We start from the raw sequence: 17,562 nt of genomic DNA, 5'->3' as shown, positions 1-17,562 counted from the left end.
TGATGGCTGCACAGCAGCGAGACAGGAACGGCCAGGGAGGCGCGGGCGACGGCGAACAGCGCCGCGACCGCCGCTCCGGTCGCGGTAACGACCGCGATAACCGCCGTGGCAATAACGAAAAGAACGAATACATCGAGCGCGTCGTGACGATCAACCGCGTGTCGAAGGTTGTGAAGGGTGGACGTCGTTTCTCCTTCACGGCACTCGTCGTGGTTGGTGACGGTGAGGGCACCGTCGGTGTCGGCTACGGAAAGGCCAAGGAAGTTCCCCAGGCTATTTCCAAGGGTGTCGAGGAGGCCAAGAAGAATTTCTTCCGCGTCCCGATGATCCGCCGCACGATCACGCACCTGGTCGAGGGCCGCGACGCCGCTGGCGTTGTGCTCCTGCGTCCTGCCGCTCCCGGTACCGGTGTTATCGCCGGTGGTCCGGTGCGTGCGGTGCTCGAGGCTGCGGGTGTCCACGACGTGCTGAGCAAGTCGCTGGGCTCCTCAAACGCGATCAACATCGTTCACGCAACCGTGGACGCCCTCAAGCAGCTCGAACAGCCCGAGGCTGTTGCGGCTCGCCGTGGACTTCCGCTCGAACGCGTTGCGCCGGCTTCGATGCTGCGCGCTCGCGCTGAGGGTGAAGCCGACAAGCGTGCCAAGGCTGAAAAGGCTGAGGCTGACAAGGCAGCAGCGGGGGTGGCTGAGTGATGGCGAATCTCAAGATCACACAGGTCAAGTCCACAATTGGCGCCAAGCAGAACATGAAGGAGACCCTTCGTACGCTTGGTCTGCGCAAAATTGGTCAGAGTGTCGTTCGCGAGGACACCGACGTCGTTCGCGGCGCGGTCCGTACCGTGCGTCACCTTGTGACAGTTGAGGAGGTCGACTGACAATGGCGGACTCCAAGAAGACCCAGCAGGGCGAAAAGGTTCAGATCACCAAGCTGCACCACCTTCGTCCCGCGCCAGGAGCTAAGACCGCGAAGACCCGCGTTGGTCGCGGTGAAGGCTCTAAGGGTAAGACCGCGGGCCGTGGAACTAAGGGCACGAAGGCCCGCTACCAGGTTCCCGCTCGATTCGAGGGCGGCCAGATGCCGATTCACATGCGTCTGCCGAAGCTTCGTGGATTCAAGAACCCCTTCCGCGTCGAATACCAGGTTGTCAACGTGGGCAAGCTCCAGGAGCTTTACCCCGAGGGCGGCAAGGTGACGGTTGAGGATCTTGTTGCCAAGCGCGCAGTGCGCGACGGTAAGCCGGTGAAGATTCTCGGAACCGGCGAGATCTCCGTCAAGGTCGAGGTCGAGGTTGATTCCTGGTCCTCATCCGCCGAGGCGAAGATCACCGCAGCCGGAGGAACCGTTTCGGCTCGCTGACGTCACTGTTGGGGGTGGTTCGACGAGTCGAACCACCCCCAACAGCATGCGAGGATATGCCGCTGATTTGCCCACGATGCTCCGGCCCAAGGTCGCGCATCTACAGGCCAGGGTGCGCGCTCGTCCTCGTACCTGACATCAGTCACGAGGAAAACCTGGCACGACCTGCGAAGGTGATCCCGAAGGGGACCGGTCTCGTGTGGTCACGTGCTGCTTTACTCGCCCGCAGTTGTGTGCGTAGGTTGTGCATGATTGTGGACGCACCTCGCATCCTGCCATGATTTCGCGGTAGGCTTGCACAGTCTGTCCGGCTCAGCCGGTATGCTCATCATCCAAGGAGGAAGCCTTGCTCGGTGCATTCGCCCAGGCGTTCCGTACTCCCGACCTACGTCGGAAGCTCCTGTTCACTTTGTTCATCATGGCGATTTTCCGCCTGGGGTCCTACATCCCGTCTCCGGGAGTTGACTCGGTTGCGGTCCAGAAGTGTCTGGCCGTGGAGCAGCAGGCTTCGCTGCTCGACCTGGTGAACCTGTTCTCGGGTGGTGCGCTTCTTCAGCTGTCGATCTTCGCCCTGGGCATCATGCCCTACATCACGGCCTCGATCATCATCCAGCTGCTGCGCGTTGTCATCCCGCGTTTTGATGACCTCCACAAAGAGGGGCAAACCGGACAGGCAAAACTCACGCAATACACGAGGTATCTCACGCTCTTCCTTGGAGCACTTCAGGCAACAACAACGATCGCACTTGCGCGTTCGGGCCGGATGTTCCCCTCGTGTAAAGAATCCATCATGTCTGATGATTCCGTGGGCATGTACGTGGTCATGGTCATCGTCATGATGGCGGGAACCGGCGTCATCATGTGGTTCGGCGAACTCATCACCGAGCGCGGCATCGGCAACGGCATGTCCCTGTTGATCTTCACGTCAATTGCGGCGCGTATGCCTTCTCAGCTTCTGTCGATCGGACAGGGCGACAAGTGGGGCGCGGTTGTGGCAATTCTCCTCATGCTTCTCGCGGTGGCAGCGGCCGTTGTCTTCGTTGAACAGGCGCAGCGCCGTATTCCTGTGCAGTACGCGAAGCGGATGATTGGTCGACGCCAATACGGAGGGACCACAACGTACATTCCGCTGAAGATCAATATGTCGGGCGTTATCCCGGTGATCTTCGCGACCTCGATCCTCGCGATGCCGGCGATGATTGCCCAGTTCGGTAAGCAGGAGGCTGGCTGGGTCCAGTGGATCAGCGCTCACTTCACGCACACCAACTGGTTCTACCTGACGCTTTACGCCCTCCTCACTCTGTTCTTCGCCTTCTTCTACACGGCGATCACCTTCAACCCTGACGAGGTTGCAGACAATATGAAGCGCTACGGTGGCTTCATTCCCGGATACCGCGCCGGTAAGCCGACGGCCAATTTCCTGCGCTACGTCATTAACCGCATCACCACAGCCGGTGCCCTGTACCTCGTGGTCATTGCCCTGATTCCGTCGTTGATGATTATTCCGCTCAAGCTCTCCAGCGGCCAGATGCCTTTCGGTGGAACAACGCTCCTGATTATCGTTGGTGTTGGTCTCCAGACGGTCAAGGAAATTAACACTCAGCTTCAGCAGCATCACTACGAGGGGTTCCTCCAATGATGTCGATTGTTCTTCTCGGTCCTCCCGGAGCCGGTAAGGGCACCCAAGCCGCACGCATTGCCGAATACCTCAATATCCCCGCGGTTTCGACGGGTGAGATTTTCCGCGCGAACATTGCCGCGGGCACAGAGATCGGCAAGAAAGCTCAGTCCTACATGGATCGCGGCGAGTTCGTTCCCGATTCCGTTGTCAATGCGATGGTTGAGGCGCGCCTCGAAGCCCCGGATGTCCAGGGAGGGTTCCTTCTCGACGGATACCCGCGCACCGTTGAGCAGGCGCAGGTGCTTCGGGATATCACGGCGAAACTTGGTCGCCCCGTGGACCTCGTCCTCGAAATTCAGGTTGACGAGGACGAGGTGGTGTCCCGCATGCTCAAGCGTGCGCAGGAGCAGCATCGAGCCGATGACACGGAACCGGTGATCCGTCATCGCATGGAGGTTTACCACGAGCAGACGGTGCCGGTGGCGACGTACTACGTTGATCAGGACCTGCTTGAGGTCGTGGATGGTTCGGGCTCGATTGACGATGTGTGGGCGCGGATCGTTGAGATTCTTGATCGGATGGTCGGGCCTCGGGCCTGATCCTTTGTGATCTTCGTTGGGGCGTGCGCCGTTGATGGTGTACGCCCCTAAAATTTCACGTATCGCGGCATTCGATCGTCGCGCAATGTGTTGGGAAGTGATGGGCTGTGCCACGTATTGAGTTGAAGACCCGCCGACAGGTCGCCTGGATGCGCGAGGCCGGCCTCGTTGTTGCACAGATACACCGTGCGCTGCGGGAGGCTGCGGTTGAGGGCGTGACGACCCGCGAGCTTGATGCGGTGAGTGCCGAAGCCATTCGTGCTGGGGGAGCGCACTCAAACTTCCTCAACTACTACGGCTATCCGGCAACGGTCTGCATCTCAGTGAATGACGTTGTTGTTCACGGTATCCCCGGCGACTACCGGCTCCAGGCCGGCGACATTGTCAGCTTCGACTGCGGGGCATGGGTTGAGCGTTCCGGACTTCAGTGGCACGGCGACGCCGCTTTTTCGATCATCGTGGGCGAACCGTGGATCGACGACGCGGCGTTTGCTGCGGGGGAGCGGAGCGCTGACTACGGTGACGATGCGGCGTCGTCCTCGTTGCCCGCGATGGTGAAACGCCGTCAGCTCAACGACGTCACGCGCGAAAGCCTGTGGGCGGCGTTAGCTGCTCTTGCATCGGGCCGTCGAGTCTTCGCGGTCGGCGATGCTGTGGAGAATGTCGTTGCCGAGGCCACGGTGACCTTCGGATGGGAACCGGGGATCATTGAGGAGTACACGGGACACGGCATCGGGACCGCGATGCATCAGGAGCCGGACGTGGTGAACTTCCGGGCACGAGGGTTGTCACCGAAGCTCCGTCCAGGCATGGTGCTCGCGGTTGAGCCGATGCTCGTCGGGGGATCGATTGTTACGGACACGGATGCTGATGAGTGGACGGTCCGCACGCGTGACGGACAGGACGCCGCCCACTGGGAACACACCGTCGCGATCCTTGAGGACGGCATCAGTGTGCTGACGGCCCCGGATTTCGGGGCAGCGGGTTTGGCTCCCTACGGTGTGACGCCGGTAGTTGTTGAAGGCTGAAACGCGTTCGATGGAATCGTGTTGTGGTTGATTCCGGATCTCAGCTGTGAAGCGACGAATGTGTTGTTGACGTCGTGCTATCAATGCTCTCCCGACTGCGGTACCAGCGGTATCCAAGGTATGCGGTGCGTACCGCGTATACCACTGCGCCGAGCACAAAGATGAAGTTGAGGCCTCGCGCGGTGAATGCCATGAGCGTAATGAAGATCGTCGTGCTGAGCGTCCACAGCGTCTCTTCGCCAACTGAAGGCGTATCTTTTATGGACATGATGTTGCACCCACGGGTGAGAACGCCAGCAGGAGACCGCACACAATTCCACAGCATCGTCGTGTCGTGTGACCCATTCTGAACTCCTTTGTTCGGGATCGACTGACTACAGTTTTATAGTAATCGCTCTGGGTGAGGATTTTTCTCGTATGAGCGAATAGATTGACCGAGAAACTGGGGGTGCGAAGAGAGGGTTTGTCGAGGGATGACAGTTGCACCAGAGAGGTGGCGCGGTTCGCACCCTGTCTTCAGTTGCGCCGCCGTCGAAGCGATGACGCGCGAGGTGAGCGAAAATACAGCGCCTGAACTTTCAAGTCGCCACGCCGATCACGTAGACTGGCTCGTCGGGCGTATCTGTACCTTGTGCGGAAACTCCCGCGGTCCTGACGGGCCGTATCTTATCCAAGACATGTAGAGGACAGACGGAGGACATGGCGAAAAAAGACGGCGTCATCGAAATGGAAGGAACAGTCGTTGAGGCTCTGCCGAATGCGATGTTCCGTGTGGAACTCAAGAATGGTCATGTTGTGCTTGGCCATATTGCTGGCAAGATGCGTCAGCACTACATTCGCATTCTTCCCGAGGACCGAGTTGTCGTCGAGCTGAGCCCTTACGACCTTTCCCGAGGCCGTATCGTCTACCGCTACAAGTGACCAACCGACACTGACCGCCTACGGGCGGTGGAGGTAAACACCATGAAGGTCAAGCCGAGTGTCAAGAAGATCTGTGACAAATGCAAGGTGATTCGTCGCCACGGCAACGTCATGGTCATCTGTGACAACCCCAGGCACAAGCAGCGTCAGGGCTGATCCCCGGGCATCTGCTTGAATGCGACCCCGGGCCAACATGGCCCGACAGCATCACTCCCATAACCACATACCCCACGAACCCCATTCAATTCGTGACATGCAGTGAGGCCAAGAGCACTGAAGACGCAACGAAAATGCGTCCACCGGTTGCGCTGGCAGACAGTGCAGAACACGCACAGGGGACGAGGACGAGTGGTCACCCCCGGTTCGGAGGCCGGGGCCGGGTGCTCACCCGGGTGGAGCGATGACGACCTCCGAGGAAAAACTGGAGCAACAGAAAATGGCACGTATTGCCGGCGTTGACCTTCCGCGCGAAAAGCGGATGGAGATTGCGCTTACCTACATTTACGGTGTGGGCCACACCCGCGCCGTCGAGACTCTCGAAGCGACGGGCGTCAGCCCGGATGTGCGCGTCAAAGACGCCACCGAGGAAGACCTCGTCAAGCTTCGTGAATACATCGATGCGAACTTCAAGGTCGAGGGTGACCTTCGCCGTGAGGTTCAGGCCGATATTCGACGCAAGATCGAGATCGGTTCCTACCAGGGCCTTCGTCACCGTCGTGGCCTGCCGGTCCACGGTCAGCGGACCAAGACAAACGCTCGTACCCGTAAGGGCCCCAAGCGCACCGTTGCAGGAAAGAAGAAGGCCAAGTAAGGCCAAGGGTCACTGACCCTGAGGACTGGAACGTTACGGAAAAACTCAGCGTTCGTCCTCGTCCACGACTACAAAGGAACTGATAGACATCATGGCTGCTGCAAAGACCTCACGGTCCGGTGCCGCTCGCAAGCCGCGCCGCAAAGTCTCGAAGAACGTCACGCATGGACATGCGTACATCAAGTCGACGTTCAACAACACCATCGTTTCCCTGACCGACACCACCGGCGCTGTTATCGCGTGGGCATCGTCAGGTCAGGTGGGCTTCAAGGGCTCGCGTAAGTCCACTCCCTTCGCCGCGCAGCTTGCGGCTGAGGCTGCGGCTCGTCGCGCCCAGGAGCACGGCATGAAGAAGGTTGACGTTTTTGTGAAAGGCCCCGGCTCCGGCCGTGAGACCGCGATCCGTTCGCTCCAGGCTGCCGGCCTGGAAGTCGGGTCGATTCAGGACGTCACCCCCCAGGCTCACAACGGCGCTCGTCCTCCCAAGCGTCGTCGCGTCTGACCTTTTCGCATCGAGACGCCCATGAGCGGCACCTCCGATCATCGGCTGGGCCACTTGAGCCCAGATGCTCGGCACACACTGCTGAGCGTGACGAACCGATCGGTGGGGCACGCGAACGAGCGTCCTCACGTCTGAGCCCTCCACGCCTGTGGAGCCTCAATCCCCCTGTCTCGCGCTTCACGCGGGATTCCAACCCCGACGTCATATGGCGGGCGTCGGTAAGAAAGGACTAAGACGTGCTCATTGCAGAGCGACCCATCCTGACTGAAGAAAAGGTCAGCGACCTGCGCTCCCGCTTCACCCTGGAGCCCCTCGAACCCGGGTTCGGATACACGCTGGGTAACTCCCTGCGCCGTACCCTGCTGTCGTCAATTCCCGGCGCCGCGGTGACCTCTATCCGCATCGAAGGTGTTCCCCACGAGTTCCGGACGATTGACGGCGTGAAGGAAGATGTCGCTGAGATCATCCTCGCGATCAAGCAGATCGTTCTGTCCTCCGAGAACGACGAACCCGTGGTCATGTACCTGCGTAAGGCAGGCCCGGGTGAGGTGGTTGCCGGAGACATCACGCCTCCGGCCGGCGTGGAGATCCACAACCCGGATCTGCACCTGGCCACTCTCAACGAGAAAGGCAAGCTGGAGATCGAACTGACTGTTGAGCGTGGCCGCGGCTACGTGTCGGCAGCTCAGAACAAGGATCCGCAGGCGGAAATTTCACGTATTCCGATTGATTCGATTTACTCTCCCGTCGTCAAGGTGACGTACAAGGTTGAGGCAACGCGTGTTGAGCAGCGCACCGACTTTGACCGTCTCGTGATCGACGTTGAGACGAAACCGGCAATCACCCCGCGTGACGCGCTGGCATCGGCGGGCAAGACCCTCGTTGAACTCTTCGGACTCATGCGTGAGCTCAACGAGGAAGCCGAAGGCATCGAGGTTGGCCCGTCCACGACGGACGAGACTCTCGCTGCCGATCTTGCGCTGCCGATTGAGAGCCTGAACCTCCAGTCGCGTTCCTACAACGCCCTGCGTCGCCGCGGCATTCTCACTGTTGGCGAGCTTGTTGCCCATTCGGAAGCGGACCTGCTTGACATCCGTAACTTCGGCACGAAGTCGATCGAGGAAATCAAGGAAGCCCTCGCTGCTCTTGGTATGACGCTGAAGGATTCGATCATGCCGAACTTCGGTGACGGCGATTCCGGTTCGATCTTCAGTGACGACCAGTCCATCTGACCCATTGCGTCCGATGGACGCATCCACCCCGTAGGAGATAATCATGCCCACTCCAAAGAAGGGCGCACGCCTGGGCGGTAGCCCGGCCCACCAGAAGCTCATCCTGTCGAACCTGGCTGTGAGCCTCATTGAGAACCGCGCGCTGACGACGACCGAAGCGAAGGCGAAGCTGCTTCAGCCTTACTTCGAGAAGCTCGTGACGAAGGCCAAGCGCGGTGACATTCACTCTCGCCGTATCGTCGCGAAGAAGATCCACTCGAAGGACGCTGTCTACATGCTCTTCGACGAGATCGTTCCCGCGATGGATTCCGAGCGTCAGGGCGGCTACACCCGCCTGATCCGCGTCGGTAACCGTAAGGGCGACAATGCTCCCCTGATGCGCATTGAGCTCGTCATGGAGAAGGTCGAGAAGAAGGCCGTTGTGGCGGCTGCTGAGAAGACGGCGAAGGCCGCTTCGAGCAAGGTTGAGGCTGAGGAGGTCGCCGAAGAGACGACCGAGGTTGAAGAAGCCACCGCTGACGCCGAAGAGGCCACCACAGAGGCTGAAGAAGCTACCGCCGAGGCCGCCGCGGACGCGGATGAGGCCGAAGAGGCCGCTGAAGCTGACGAGAAGTGAGCTCAAGCGTCGCTGATCGTTGCGAAGCCTCCTAAGTTTTAGGGGAAGCAGCGCGACATCACCGGTACGTTGTCCTCGTGTCTGAGGGGACGAGGACGGGGCCGGCAACCGTGAAAGGTTGCCGGCCCTTCGGTTTTCTTTAGGACACGCGACTACGCTTGTCCCCATGACCGAGCAACTGACTTTGGCTGTCGACTGCGGTGGCGGCGGGATCAAGGCATCCGTTGTTGATGACCGGGGAACGATGATCGCACCGGCGAGGCGTACTCCGACGCCCTATCCGCTTCCCCCTGAGCTTCTCGTCTCCACGGTCGCTGATCTTGCTGCCCAACTCCCTCAGGCCACGCGTGTGACAATGGGGATGCCCGGAATGATCCGCCACGGCATCGTCATTGACACACCGCACTATGTGACGAAAGAGGGGCCGCGATCGAAGGTGATCCCAGCCCTCGTTGATCAGTGGCGTCACTTCGATATGCGTCGGGCGATCACGGATCGTCTCGGTCTGCCCACGAAAGTACTCAACGACGCCGAGGTTGCGGGTGCCGGTGTCATCGTTGGCACCGGCCTTGAAATGATTATCACGCTGGGCACGGGACTGGGAAACGCCGTCTTTGACGGCGGCGTCCTCGCCCCCCACGTTGAGGTGTCACAGGGATTCGTCCGGTGGGGACTGACCTTCGACGACTACATCGGAGAGCATGAACGCCTCCGCTTGGGGGATGTTCACTGGTCGCGGCGGGTACGTCGGATCGTTGACTCACTGCGCCGCATGTACATGTGGGATCGCCTTTACCTCGGAGGTGGCAACTCACGTCGCATCACGCCGACGGCGCGCACGAAACTCGGCGGTGAGGTCATCATTGTGCCCAACGACGCTGGAATCATCGGGGGAGTGCGCGCGTGGGAACTGTAGACCTGGGAACTGTAGACCGAGGAAGCGAAACTGCTCCGGCAACGGTTGCGGACAGATCCACGCAGTCGTCCATTTCCCCGGTGGATTCACTGATCCGCCTGCGCATAGACCTGGGGTATGACGGCACAGACTTCCACGGATGGGCAGCTCAACCGGGCCTGCGGACGGTTCAAGGAGAGCTCGAAGACGCGCTGGCAACGATTGTGCGTACTCGGGTCGATGTGGTTGTTGCTGGTCGAACCGACGCCGGGGTGCACGCTCGCCACCAGGTTGTTCATGTGGATGTTCCCGCCGATGCTTTGGCGGCCTTGGCTCCTCGTGATGGCTCTGAGCCCTCACCCACGTCGGCATGTCGCGGGCTCGTGCGCCGGGTCAACGGGCTTCTGTCACGAGGACGAGGTCGCTTCGCCCGGGCCCACGACCTGCGCGAACCCAAAGGAACCACGGATGTTCGTGTGATGAGCGCTGAGGTTGTTGATCCGAGCTTCGATGCGCGTTTTTCAGCGCTGTCGCGTTCCTATGAATATCGGATCGTCGATGGACACGGCGATGTGCTGCTGCGACGCAATCACCTGTGGGTTGACGGTGTGCTGGACGTTGAGGCAATGAATAGTGCCGCTTGGGGATTGCTGGGCGAGCATGATTTCCTTGGTTTTTGTCGTCCGCGTGAAGGTGCAACGACGATCCGAACACTGCGCCGACTGTCTTTTGAGCGAGATCCGCGCGATCCCTCGGTGATCCGCGTGAGTGTTCAAGCCGATGCCTTTTGTCATTCGATGGTGCGTTCACTTGTGGGGGCCATGCTGCTTGTTGGGTCGGGCAAGCGTGGGGTGGAGTGGCCCTCGCAGATTCTTGCGGCACGTTCGCGTCAGGAAGCGGCACCGATTGCTCCGGCGCACGGGCTGACGCTGATGCGTGTGGAGTATCCCCCTGAGGATCAGTGGGGGAGTCGTGCCCAGGCTGCCCGACGGCGACGTGACTGCTGTGGCGAGGACGACTGACGGAGTTCATCTGCGCGGTGTCAGAAGAATACTGTTGACGACATCGTGTGCTCCTGACAGCCTGACGAATGACGACGTGTCGTGAGTGATCGACCACAAAGGCCGCTGTGCTTTGACCCGTACATGACGCATGGATAAAATGGCAGACGCTGTGCGTTAGCAGCCCCGCGGTGTTTCCCACTCGCTGCGGAGACGCTCGCTGATGCCTCGCGCGAAACGTATGAATCGCGAGTGCCCTTCCGCAACAGGAGGCGGCGCTCCATGACCGACAGAATTGAAGGTTACGCCCGTGCGCACCTATTCACCCAAGCCTGGGGACGCAGACAAGAAGTGGTACGTCATTGACGCCACCGACGTCGTCCTCGGACGCCTTGCAGCACAAGTTGCTGCGATCCTTCGTGGGAAGCACAAGCCGACGTTCGCCCCTCACATGGACATGGGCGACAATGTCATCATTATCAACGCGGAAAAGGTCGTCCTGACCGGTAAGAAGCTTGAGCAGAAGTTCGCCTACCGTCACTCCGGCCGTCCCGGTGGTCTCACCGCCACGCCGTACCGCGAACTCATGGAGAAAGCTCCGGAGCGCGCCGTTGAGAAGGCAATCCGCGGAATGCTTCCCCACAACAGCCTCGGCCGCAAGCAGTTCAAGAAGCTGCACGTGTACGTCGGTGCTGAGCATCCCCACGCCGGCCAGTCGCCGGTTCCCTACGAAATCACCCAGGTTGCTCAGTGAGCTTCGGCTCCAAGCACCTTTGAAAAGCATTGAGGAGAACCGTGGCTGAGACCACCGAATCCATTGAAATCGAGCTGGACGAAGAAAACGTCCCCAGCTCGTACACGTCCGAAACTGAGACCGCTCCCCAGGGTGCGGGTCAGTCCATCACCGCGCCCGGCGCGGGCCTTGGCCGCCGTAAAGAGGCCGTTGCCCGTGTCCGCCTGGTTCCCGGAACCGGCAAGTGGACAATCAACGGCCGCGAACTCGAGGATTACTTCCCGAACAAGCTGCACCAGCAGCTCGTGAAGTCGCCTTTCGTTCTGCTTGACCTTGACGGCCGCTTCGACGTCATCGCCCGCATCAACGGCGGCGGCATCTCCGGTCAGGCCGGCGCGCTGCGCCTGGGAATTTCCCGCGCCCTCAACGAGATCGACCGCGACGCGAACCGTCCTGCTCTGAAGAAGGCCGGGTTCCTCACGCGTGACGCTCGTGCGATCGAACGCAAGAAGGCAGGCCTCAAGAAGGCCCGTAAGGCGCCTCAGTACTCGAAGCGCTGATCGAACTCGCAGTTTTCGTTGCCTTTGCCCGGTGCCCCGTTCTCGTCGATGATTGACGAGGACGGGGCACCGTGCTGTACGACAGCGTGAAGAAACACATGTGTGAAGAAAACGCTCAGTGTCGCAAGTTCGCAGGCTCCCCAAACGGGTAGCCTAGGAGGCAGTTGACGCAGCGCAACTCGTCCTCGTCACTGATGGAATGTGATGAGAAGGTGACGTTCACCGGGAACGATTCACAGGATCACAAGGAGAAACTATGCCCAGGATGTTCGGCACGGACGGTGTGCGTGGACTGGCAAATGCTGACCTGACAGCAACGCTTGCACTCAACCTTGGAGAAGCGGCTGCCAGACGCGTCGTTGACGCCCACACGGATGAAGGGCGTAAACCGCGTGCGATCATCGGTCGTGATACCCGAATCTCCGGTGAGTTCCTCGATCATGCACTTGCCGCAGGCTTGGCTTCCGCCGGCATGGATGTCACGCGCATCGGTGTTGTCACCACGCCAACGGTGGCCCACCTGACGGCCTCAACGCAGGACGTTGACCTGGGCGTCATGATCTCCGCATCCCACAACCCCATGCCCGACAACGGCATCAAATTCTTCGCCAGCGGCGGCTACAAGCTCCCCGACGCAGTCGAGGACGACATCGAATCCCTCGTTGGCCAGGACTGGGATCGTCCCACCGGTGCAGCCGTTGGCGAGGTCACCGAGGAACCGACGTGGGCGGAAAAGTCCTACATCAACCACCTCGTTGAGTCCGTGGGCACCGACCTTTCCGGTCTACGCATCGCCGTTGACTGCGCCAACGGTGGCGCCTGCGCATTCGGACCGGAGGCTCTGCAAGCGTTGGGCGCTGAAACCGTTGTCATTAACGCTGAAGCTGACGGGCGCAACATTAACCTCAACTGCGGGTCCACACACCCCGAGGAACTGCAAGAAACCGTTGTTGCTTCCGGAGCAGACTTCGGTGTTGCCTACGACGGGGATGCGGACCGTTGCCTCGCTGTTGACCACAACGGCACCCTCATTGACGGTGACAAAATCATGGGAGCGCTTGCCCTTGACGCCCGCGATCGCGGCGCACTTCCTCACGACACTCTGGTTGTTACCGTCATGTCGAATCTCGGTTTGATTCTTGCCATGCGTGAGGCCGGCATCCAGACCGTGCAAACAGCCGTTGGGGATCGTTATGTCCTTGAGGAAATGCTTCGCGGGGGATATGCGCTCGGCGGGGAACAATCCGGTCATATCATTGCCCACGACCATGCAACCACGGGGGATGGAATCCTCTCATCCCTGCTCATCGCCCGCATGGTCAAAGAATCCGGACGCAACCTGGCGGAACTGACAGACTTCATCAAACGACTCCCGCAGACCTTGATCAATGTCGGTGGCGTTGATCGCTATGCCGCTGCTCAGAACGCGGCTGTTGCCGACGCGGTTGCCGCAGCCGAGGCCGAACTGGGAGACACGGGACGAGTTCTACTGCGTCCCTCCGGTACGGAGCCCCTCGTTCGCGTCATGGTTGAAGCGGCAACTCAGGATCAGGCTGATGCTGTGGCAGCGCGCCTGGCCGACGTCGTCAAGGAGAACCTCGCGATTTAACGCGAACGCTCCGCGCTGGGGCGGCCACCCACCCGTCTGCGGGCGCGTCAGTGAGGCTATTCCTTACGCAAGTAGAGGGATTCGACGCGATGATCCTCACCCTTGGTGAAGATCATCGTTGCCCTCTCACGTGTCGGCAGAATGTTCTCCCTGAGGTTAGGCAGGTTAATCGCCGCCCAAATCATCCGGGCTGTTGACTCTGCCTCGACGTCCGTTAATCCTGCGTAGGTGCGGAAGAATGAGTCCTCACGTGAGAACGCTGTCTGGCGGAGCTTGAGGAAACGATCAACATACCACTGCTCAATGTGGGCTTCGTCGGCATCCACGTAGATTGAGAAATCAAAGTAATCGGACACAGCAGTCGAAATGGTCCCCGGGAGTGTTCGGGGAGGTTGAAGGACGTTGACGCCCTCGACAATGAGAATATCGGGGCGACGTACGTGGTGAAACACCCCGGGAACCACATCGTAGAGAACGTGAGAGTACGTGGGAACGGGGACGTCCTCGTTCCCGGCCTTGACGCGGGCAAGGAAATGGATGAGTTCCTGACGGTCATAGGACTCGGGGAAACCCTTGCGCGCAAGGATTCCCTTGTCCTCAAGCACGCTGTTGGGATAGAGGAACCCGTCCGTTGTCACCAGATCCACGCGCGGAGTCGACTGCCATCGATCAAGCAGCAGCTGGAGAAGACGCGCAACCGTAGACTTGCCCACAGCCACGGACCCGGCGATCCCGATGATGAAAGGAACACGCTCATGAGGGGACTCACCGAGGAAAGCGTGGCGCTCGCGGGCGGTGCGGCGGGCTCCTTCGATGTAGACCTGAAGCAGCGCGGACAAAGGACGGTAAATCGCATCGACCTCGCTCATGTCAATGGGATCACCCAGCGAGGCAATCCGGTCGATGTCATCCTGGGTGAGCGGCAGGGGAGTTTTTGCCCCAAGCCGGTCCCACGCTGATCTCTCGAAGAGCGTGTACGGGCTGAGTAGTTCATCTCCAGCGTCAACGGTCACGATCTTATTGTGGCGTATCGGGTGGCAGCTCGTGAAATTCTCTGTGAGTGAAGCGACACGCCTGACGCAGTGAGAAATAATCGTGTCACCGGCTGAAGGGTGTGCTGAAATAGACCCCATGTGTGGAATTGTTGGACATGTGGGCTGTATCGGGGCTCAGCGTTCTCGTGAAGTTGTCATGGGGGGCCTGGCTCGCCTGGAATACCGCGGATACGATTCGGCGGGTATTGCGTTGGCGAATGACAACGGAATCGACGTCATCCGTGCCGTCGGTAAACTGGTCAACCTCCAGGACGCCATCGATGCGGGTCACCCCGAGGATGCGCTCGCGGGTATCGGACACACCCGGTGGGCAACGCACGGTCGTCCGACCGTGGCAAATGCGCATCCCCATTCCACCCCGGACGGGCGTTTCTCCCTGGTGCATAACGGGATCATTGAAAATGCAGATGCCCTGCGCGCCCAGCTTCAGGCCAGCGGTCGCGAGTTTTCCTCTCAGACTGACACCGAAGTCGTTGTTCATCTCATTCAGGAGGCCTACGACTGCGCCGAGACTCCTCAATGGGACGGCACAATCGACGGCGCCGATGAACACACTCACAGTGTGGGGGCGCGTCTCATCGCTGCAATGCGTCAGGTGACGGCCCGTCTTGAGGGCACATTCACTCTGCTGGTCGTGACCTCGGACTGCCCCAACATCATCGTTGCTGCTCGCCGTTCCTCACCGCTGGTCATCGGCCTGGGTGAAAACGAGAACTTCCTCGGGTCTGACGTCCTCGCTTTCGTTGAACACACGTCCCGCGCCGTTGAGATCGATCAGGACCAGATCGTTGCCGTCACCGCGCGGGGTGTCACTGTCCTCGATCAGAGCGGACAGCGCGTGCCCCTGAAAGAGTACGAGGTCGACTTCACGTCCGATCGTGCAACAAAGGGCGGCTGGCCCACCTTCATGGACAAGGAGATTAACGAGCAGCCCGAGGGCGTGGCCAATACCCTCGCCGATCGTCTCGACTCCCATTCGCGCCTCGCCCTCGACGAACTACGCATTTCCGAGGACGTCCTACGCAGCGTCGACAAGATCGTCATGATTGGCTGCGGAACCGCCTCATACGCCGGTCAGGTGGCGCGTTACGCGATTGAACACTGGTGCCGCATCCCCGTGGAGGTCGAACTCTCCAGCGAGTTCCGTTACCGCGACCCCGTGGTCACAGAAAAAACCCTGGTTGTCGCAATCTCCCAATCGGGTGAAACAATGGACACGATCATGGCGATCCGTCATGCTCGTGAGCAGGGAGCGAAAGTCGTTGCCATCGTCAACACCCCGGGGTCAACGATTTCTCGCGAGTCCGACGCTGTGCTCCTCACCCACGCCGGCCCGGAGATTGCCGTCGCTTCGACGAAGGCATTCACCGCGCAGGTCACCGCCTGCTTCATTCTTGGCCTGTTCCTCTCTCAGGTTCGTGGCAATAAGTTCGCCGACGAGGTCGCGGACTACATGGAGAAGCTCGGCGAGGTTCCCGGGAAAATTCAGCAGATCCTTGACCAGGGTGAAACGGTGCGTCAGTTCGCACGGACGATGGTTGATGCGACCTCGGTCATTTACCTGGGCCGTCACGTCGGATTCCCCGTTGCCCTCGAAGGCGCACTGAAACTTAAAGAAATCTGCTATATCCACGCCGAAGGATTTGCCGCTGGCGAACTCAAGCACGGACCTATTGCTCTGGTGGACGAAGGTCAGCCTGTGATCATCATCGTGCCGACGCCGCGTCGCCCTGAGCTGCACAACAAGGTCCTGGCAAACATTCAGGAAGTGCGTGCTCGCGGAGCACGGACAATCGTCGTGGCGGAAGAGGGAGACTCCTCGGTGGATGAATTCGCTGAAATTGTCTTCCGAGTTCCCCAGGTTCCCACGCTCTACGCTCCGCTCCTGGCCGTCGTGCCACTCCAGATTTTTGCCTGCGAACTGGCGACCGCGAAAGGCTTGGATGTGGATCAGCCGCGTAACCTGGCCAAGTCTGTGACGGTCGAGTGAGCGCGACTGCGCCGACAGCTCTGGATTATTTCCTCGCTGTCCTTCCGTCCATCCTGTTTGGACTTCAGACAACATTCATTGGGAAAATCCAGGCGTCGGACCGCCAACGCATCCTCGGAGTGGTGTCCGGTGGCCTGTTGACCGCCGCTGCGATCACGCCGTTCCTTCACGTGAACTGGAATCTGCGTGACGTCGCCGTGGCGTTGATTTCCGGACTATTTCTCGGCTGGGGCCTGTGTGAACAGCTCACATGCTTTGCCGTGCTCGGGGTTTCACGAACCATCCCCATCACCACGGGTGGGCAGCTGGGGTTGATGTCCCTGGCCGGGATCCTTCTCTTTGGTGAGTGGCGAAACGGGTTATCCCTCCCCGTTGGAGTTCTTTCGATTATCTTGCTGAGCGCGGGTATCTGGCTGGTGTCTCGCACCGAGGCCGGTTCCCAAGCGTCCGACCTTGACTGGGGGCGAGGCACTCGGCTGCTCATCACGTCAACGATTGGCCTGGTTGCTTACGTTCTCATTGGACGTTGGTTCGGCGTCGAGGGCGCGGCCATCCTCCTGCCCCAGGCAATCGGCTACACGTCATACTGCTTCGGCTACTTCGGGCTTCACGCACTGCGTTCTCCCGTGGGATCCACGGCGCGTGAGCCCCTGAAAATTCGGAACTTTAACACCCTCACACTCATGAGCGTCGGCATCATCTGGTGCATCGCCGTGGTCCTGCTTCAGGTTGGCTCAGCGCGGGTCGGTGTTGCCTCCGGCTTCACACTCACCCAGCTCGGCATCCTCATTTCGACACCTCTGGGCATCTGGTGGCTCGGAGAAACTCGCACCAAGCGTGAGCTCCTGTGGACTGCGGGCGGCGTTGTCTGTGTGCTCATCGGAGCCGTCCTCGCCGGTGTTGCGAAAGGGATCGACGCTGCCGGGTAATTGCCGAGGGTCCCGGATGGTTTCTTTCCTTGGGTGATGCCAGCGCTTTCCTCAGGTCCTCTTGCTCAGTACAGGTCAGATGCTATTGGCATGACTGTGGG

The 17,562-nt window shown here is 60.0% G+C and carries 21 protein-coding genes; 19 read left to right on the top strand and 2 right to left on the bottom strand.

Annotated features, from left to right (window positions below; all coding sequences use genetic code 11):
- Positions 1 to 2: 2 nt before the first annotated feature.
- From rpsE to G7Y41_RS07965, 6 genes are all read left to right on the top strand, one after another.
- Entirely contained in the window at positions 3 to 695 is a 693-nt protein-coding gene (gene rpsE, locus G7Y41_RS07990) for a 30S ribosomal protein S5 (protein WP_165216435.1), read from the top strand.
- The gene (gene rpmD / locus G7Y41_RS07985) at positions 692 to 877 is read left to right on the top strand and encodes a 50S ribosomal protein L30 (protein ID WP_231367277.1); all 186 of its coding nucleotides are present in this window, start codon (positions 692 to 694) and stop codon (positions 875 to 877) included. The genes rpsE and rpmD overlap by 4 nt, the downstream gene beginning before the upstream one ends.
- 2 nt (positions 878 to 879) lie before the next feature.
- Entirely contained in the window at positions 880 to 1,359 is a 480-nt protein-coding gene (rplO, locus tag G7Y41_RS07980; RefSeq protein ID WP_165216430.1) for a 50S ribosomal protein L15, read from the top strand.
- Positions 1,360 to 1,705: 346 nt separating this feature from the next.
- Entirely contained in the window at positions 1,706 to 2,998 is a 1,293-nt protein-coding gene (secY, locus tag G7Y41_RS07975) for a preprotein translocase subunit SecY (RefSeq protein WP_165216427.1), read from the top strand.
- A complete protein-coding gene (locus tag G7Y41_RS07970) occupies positions 2,995 to 3,579 on the top strand; it encodes an adenylate kinase (protein ID WP_165216424.1) in 585 nt (194 codons plus the stop codon). The genes secY and G7Y41_RS07970 overlap by 4 nt, the downstream gene beginning before the upstream one ends.
- A gap of 107 nt (positions 3,580 to 3,686) precedes the next feature.
- Entirely contained in the window at positions 3,687 to 4,607 is a 921-nt protein-coding gene (locus G7Y41_RS07965; RefSeq protein ID WP_165216422.1) for a type I methionyl aminopeptidase, read from the top strand.
- Positions 4,608 to 4,647: 40 nt separating this feature from the next.
- On the opposite strand, the gene G7Y41_RS07960 is transcribed toward G7Y41_RS07965, so the two are convergent.
- Positions 4,648 to 4,875, bottom strand: a complete 228-nt coding sequence (locus G7Y41_RS07960) for a hypothetical protein (RefSeq protein ID WP_165216419.1) — start codon at positions 4,873 to 4,875, stop codon at positions 4,648 to 4,650.
- A gap of 431 nt (positions 4,876 to 5,306) precedes the next feature.
- Between G7Y41_RS07960 and infA the strand changes: the two genes are divergently transcribed.
- From infA to glmM, 11 genes are all read left to right on the top strand, one after another.
- Complete coding sequence (gene infA, locus G7Y41_RS07955) at positions 5,307 to 5,528, top strand: translation initiation factor IF-1 (RefSeq protein WP_003790580.1); 222 nt, start codon at positions 5,307 to 5,309, stop codon at positions 5,526 to 5,528.
- Between the two features lie 42 nt (positions 5,529 to 5,570).
- Positions 5,571 to 5,684 (top strand): 50S ribosomal protein L36, encoded by a 114-nt coding sequence (rpmJ, locus tag G7Y41_RS07950; protein ID WP_003790577.1) that lies wholly within the window; start codon positions 5,571 to 5,573, stop codon positions 5,682 to 5,684.
- Between the two features lie 280 nt (positions 5,685 to 5,964).
- Positions 5,965 to 6,339 (top strand): 30S ribosomal protein S13, encoded by a 375-nt coding sequence (rpsM, locus tag G7Y41_RS07945; protein WP_165217729.1) that lies wholly within the window; start codon positions 5,965 to 5,967, stop codon positions 6,337 to 6,339.
- Between the two features lie 91 nt (positions 6,340 to 6,430).
- A complete protein-coding gene (rpsK, locus tag G7Y41_RS07940; protein ID WP_165216416.1) occupies positions 6,431 to 6,841 on the top strand; it encodes a 30S ribosomal protein S11 in 411 nt (136 codons plus the stop codon).
- Between the two features lie 236 nt (positions 6,842 to 7,077).
- Entirely contained in the window at positions 7,078 to 8,073 is a 996-nt protein-coding gene (locus G7Y41_RS07935; RefSeq protein ID WP_165216414.1) for a DNA-directed RNA polymerase subunit alpha, read from the top strand.
- Between the two features lie 43 nt (positions 8,074 to 8,116).
- A complete protein-coding gene (rplQ, locus tag G7Y41_RS07930) occupies positions 8,117 to 8,689 on the top strand; it encodes a 50S ribosomal protein L17 (RefSeq protein ID WP_165316056.1) in 573 nt (190 codons plus the stop codon).
- A gap of 166 nt (positions 8,690 to 8,855) precedes the next feature.
- Positions 8,856 to 9,605, top strand: coding sequence for an ROK family protein (locus tag G7Y41_RS07925; RefSeq protein ID WP_165316057.1), 750 nt, complete (start codon positions 8,856 to 8,858; stop codon positions 9,603 to 9,605).
- Positions 9,606 to 9,694: 89 nt separating this feature from the next.
- Positions 9,695 to 10,606, top strand: coding sequence for a tRNA pseudouridine(38-40) synthase TruA (gene truA / locus G7Y41_RS07920; RefSeq protein WP_165316105.1), 912 nt, complete (start codon positions 9,695 to 9,697; stop codon positions 10,604 to 10,606).
- A gap of 289 nt (positions 10,607 to 10,895) precedes the next feature.
- A complete protein-coding gene (rplM, locus tag G7Y41_RS07915) occupies positions 10,896 to 11,339 on the top strand; it encodes a 50S ribosomal protein L13 (RefSeq protein ID WP_165216407.1) in 444 nt (147 codons plus the stop codon).
- Positions 11,340 to 11,380: 41 nt separating this feature from the next.
- Positions 11,381 to 11,878, top strand: coding sequence for a 30S ribosomal protein S9 (gene rpsI, locus G7Y41_RS07910; RefSeq protein ID WP_165216404.1), 498 nt, complete (start codon positions 11,381 to 11,383; stop codon positions 11,876 to 11,878).
- Between the two features lie 256 nt (positions 11,879 to 12,134).
- Positions 12,135 to 13,487 carry a phosphoglucosamine mutase gene (glmM, locus tag G7Y41_RS07905; RefSeq protein ID WP_165316058.1) on the top strand — a complete coding sequence of 451 codons (1,353 nt, stop codon included), beginning with the start codon at positions 12,135 to 12,137 and terminating at the stop codon, positions 13,485 to 13,487.
- Between the two features lie 56 nt (positions 13,488 to 13,543).
- On the opposite strand, the gene coaA is transcribed toward glmM, so the two are convergent.
- On the bottom strand, positions 13,544 to 14,500 hold the full coding sequence (gene coaA / locus G7Y41_RS07900) for a type I pantothenate kinase (protein WP_231367276.1): 957 nt from the start codon (positions 14,498 to 14,500) through the stop codon (positions 13,544 to 13,546).
- A 118-nt stretch (positions 14,501 to 14,618) separates the two neighbouring features.
- On the opposite strand from coaA, the gene glmS reads away from it, so the two are divergent.
- Both glmS and G7Y41_RS07890 read left to right on the top strand, forming a co-directional pair.
- A complete protein-coding gene (gene glmS, locus G7Y41_RS07895) occupies positions 14,619 to 16,532 on the top strand; it encodes a glutamine--fructose-6-phosphate transaminase (isomerizing) (RefSeq protein ID WP_165316060.1) in 1,914 nt (637 codons plus the stop codon).
- Positions 16,529 to 17,461, top strand: coding sequence for a GRP family sugar transporter (locus G7Y41_RS07890; protein ID WP_165316061.1), 933 nt, complete (start codon positions 16,529 to 16,531; stop codon positions 17,459 to 17,461). The genes glmS and G7Y41_RS07890 overlap by 4 nt, the downstream gene beginning before the upstream one ends.
- Positions 17,462 to 17,562: the final 101 nt, after the last annotated feature.

It is taken from the genome of Schaalia sp. ZJ405, assembly GCF_011038885.2.
GTDB lineage: Bacteria > Actinomycetota > Actinomycetes > Actinomycetales > Actinomycetaceae > Pauljensenia.
The sequence above is the reverse complement of the archived record's forward strand: the minus strand, read 5'-3'. Positions and strand labels throughout refer to the sequence as shown.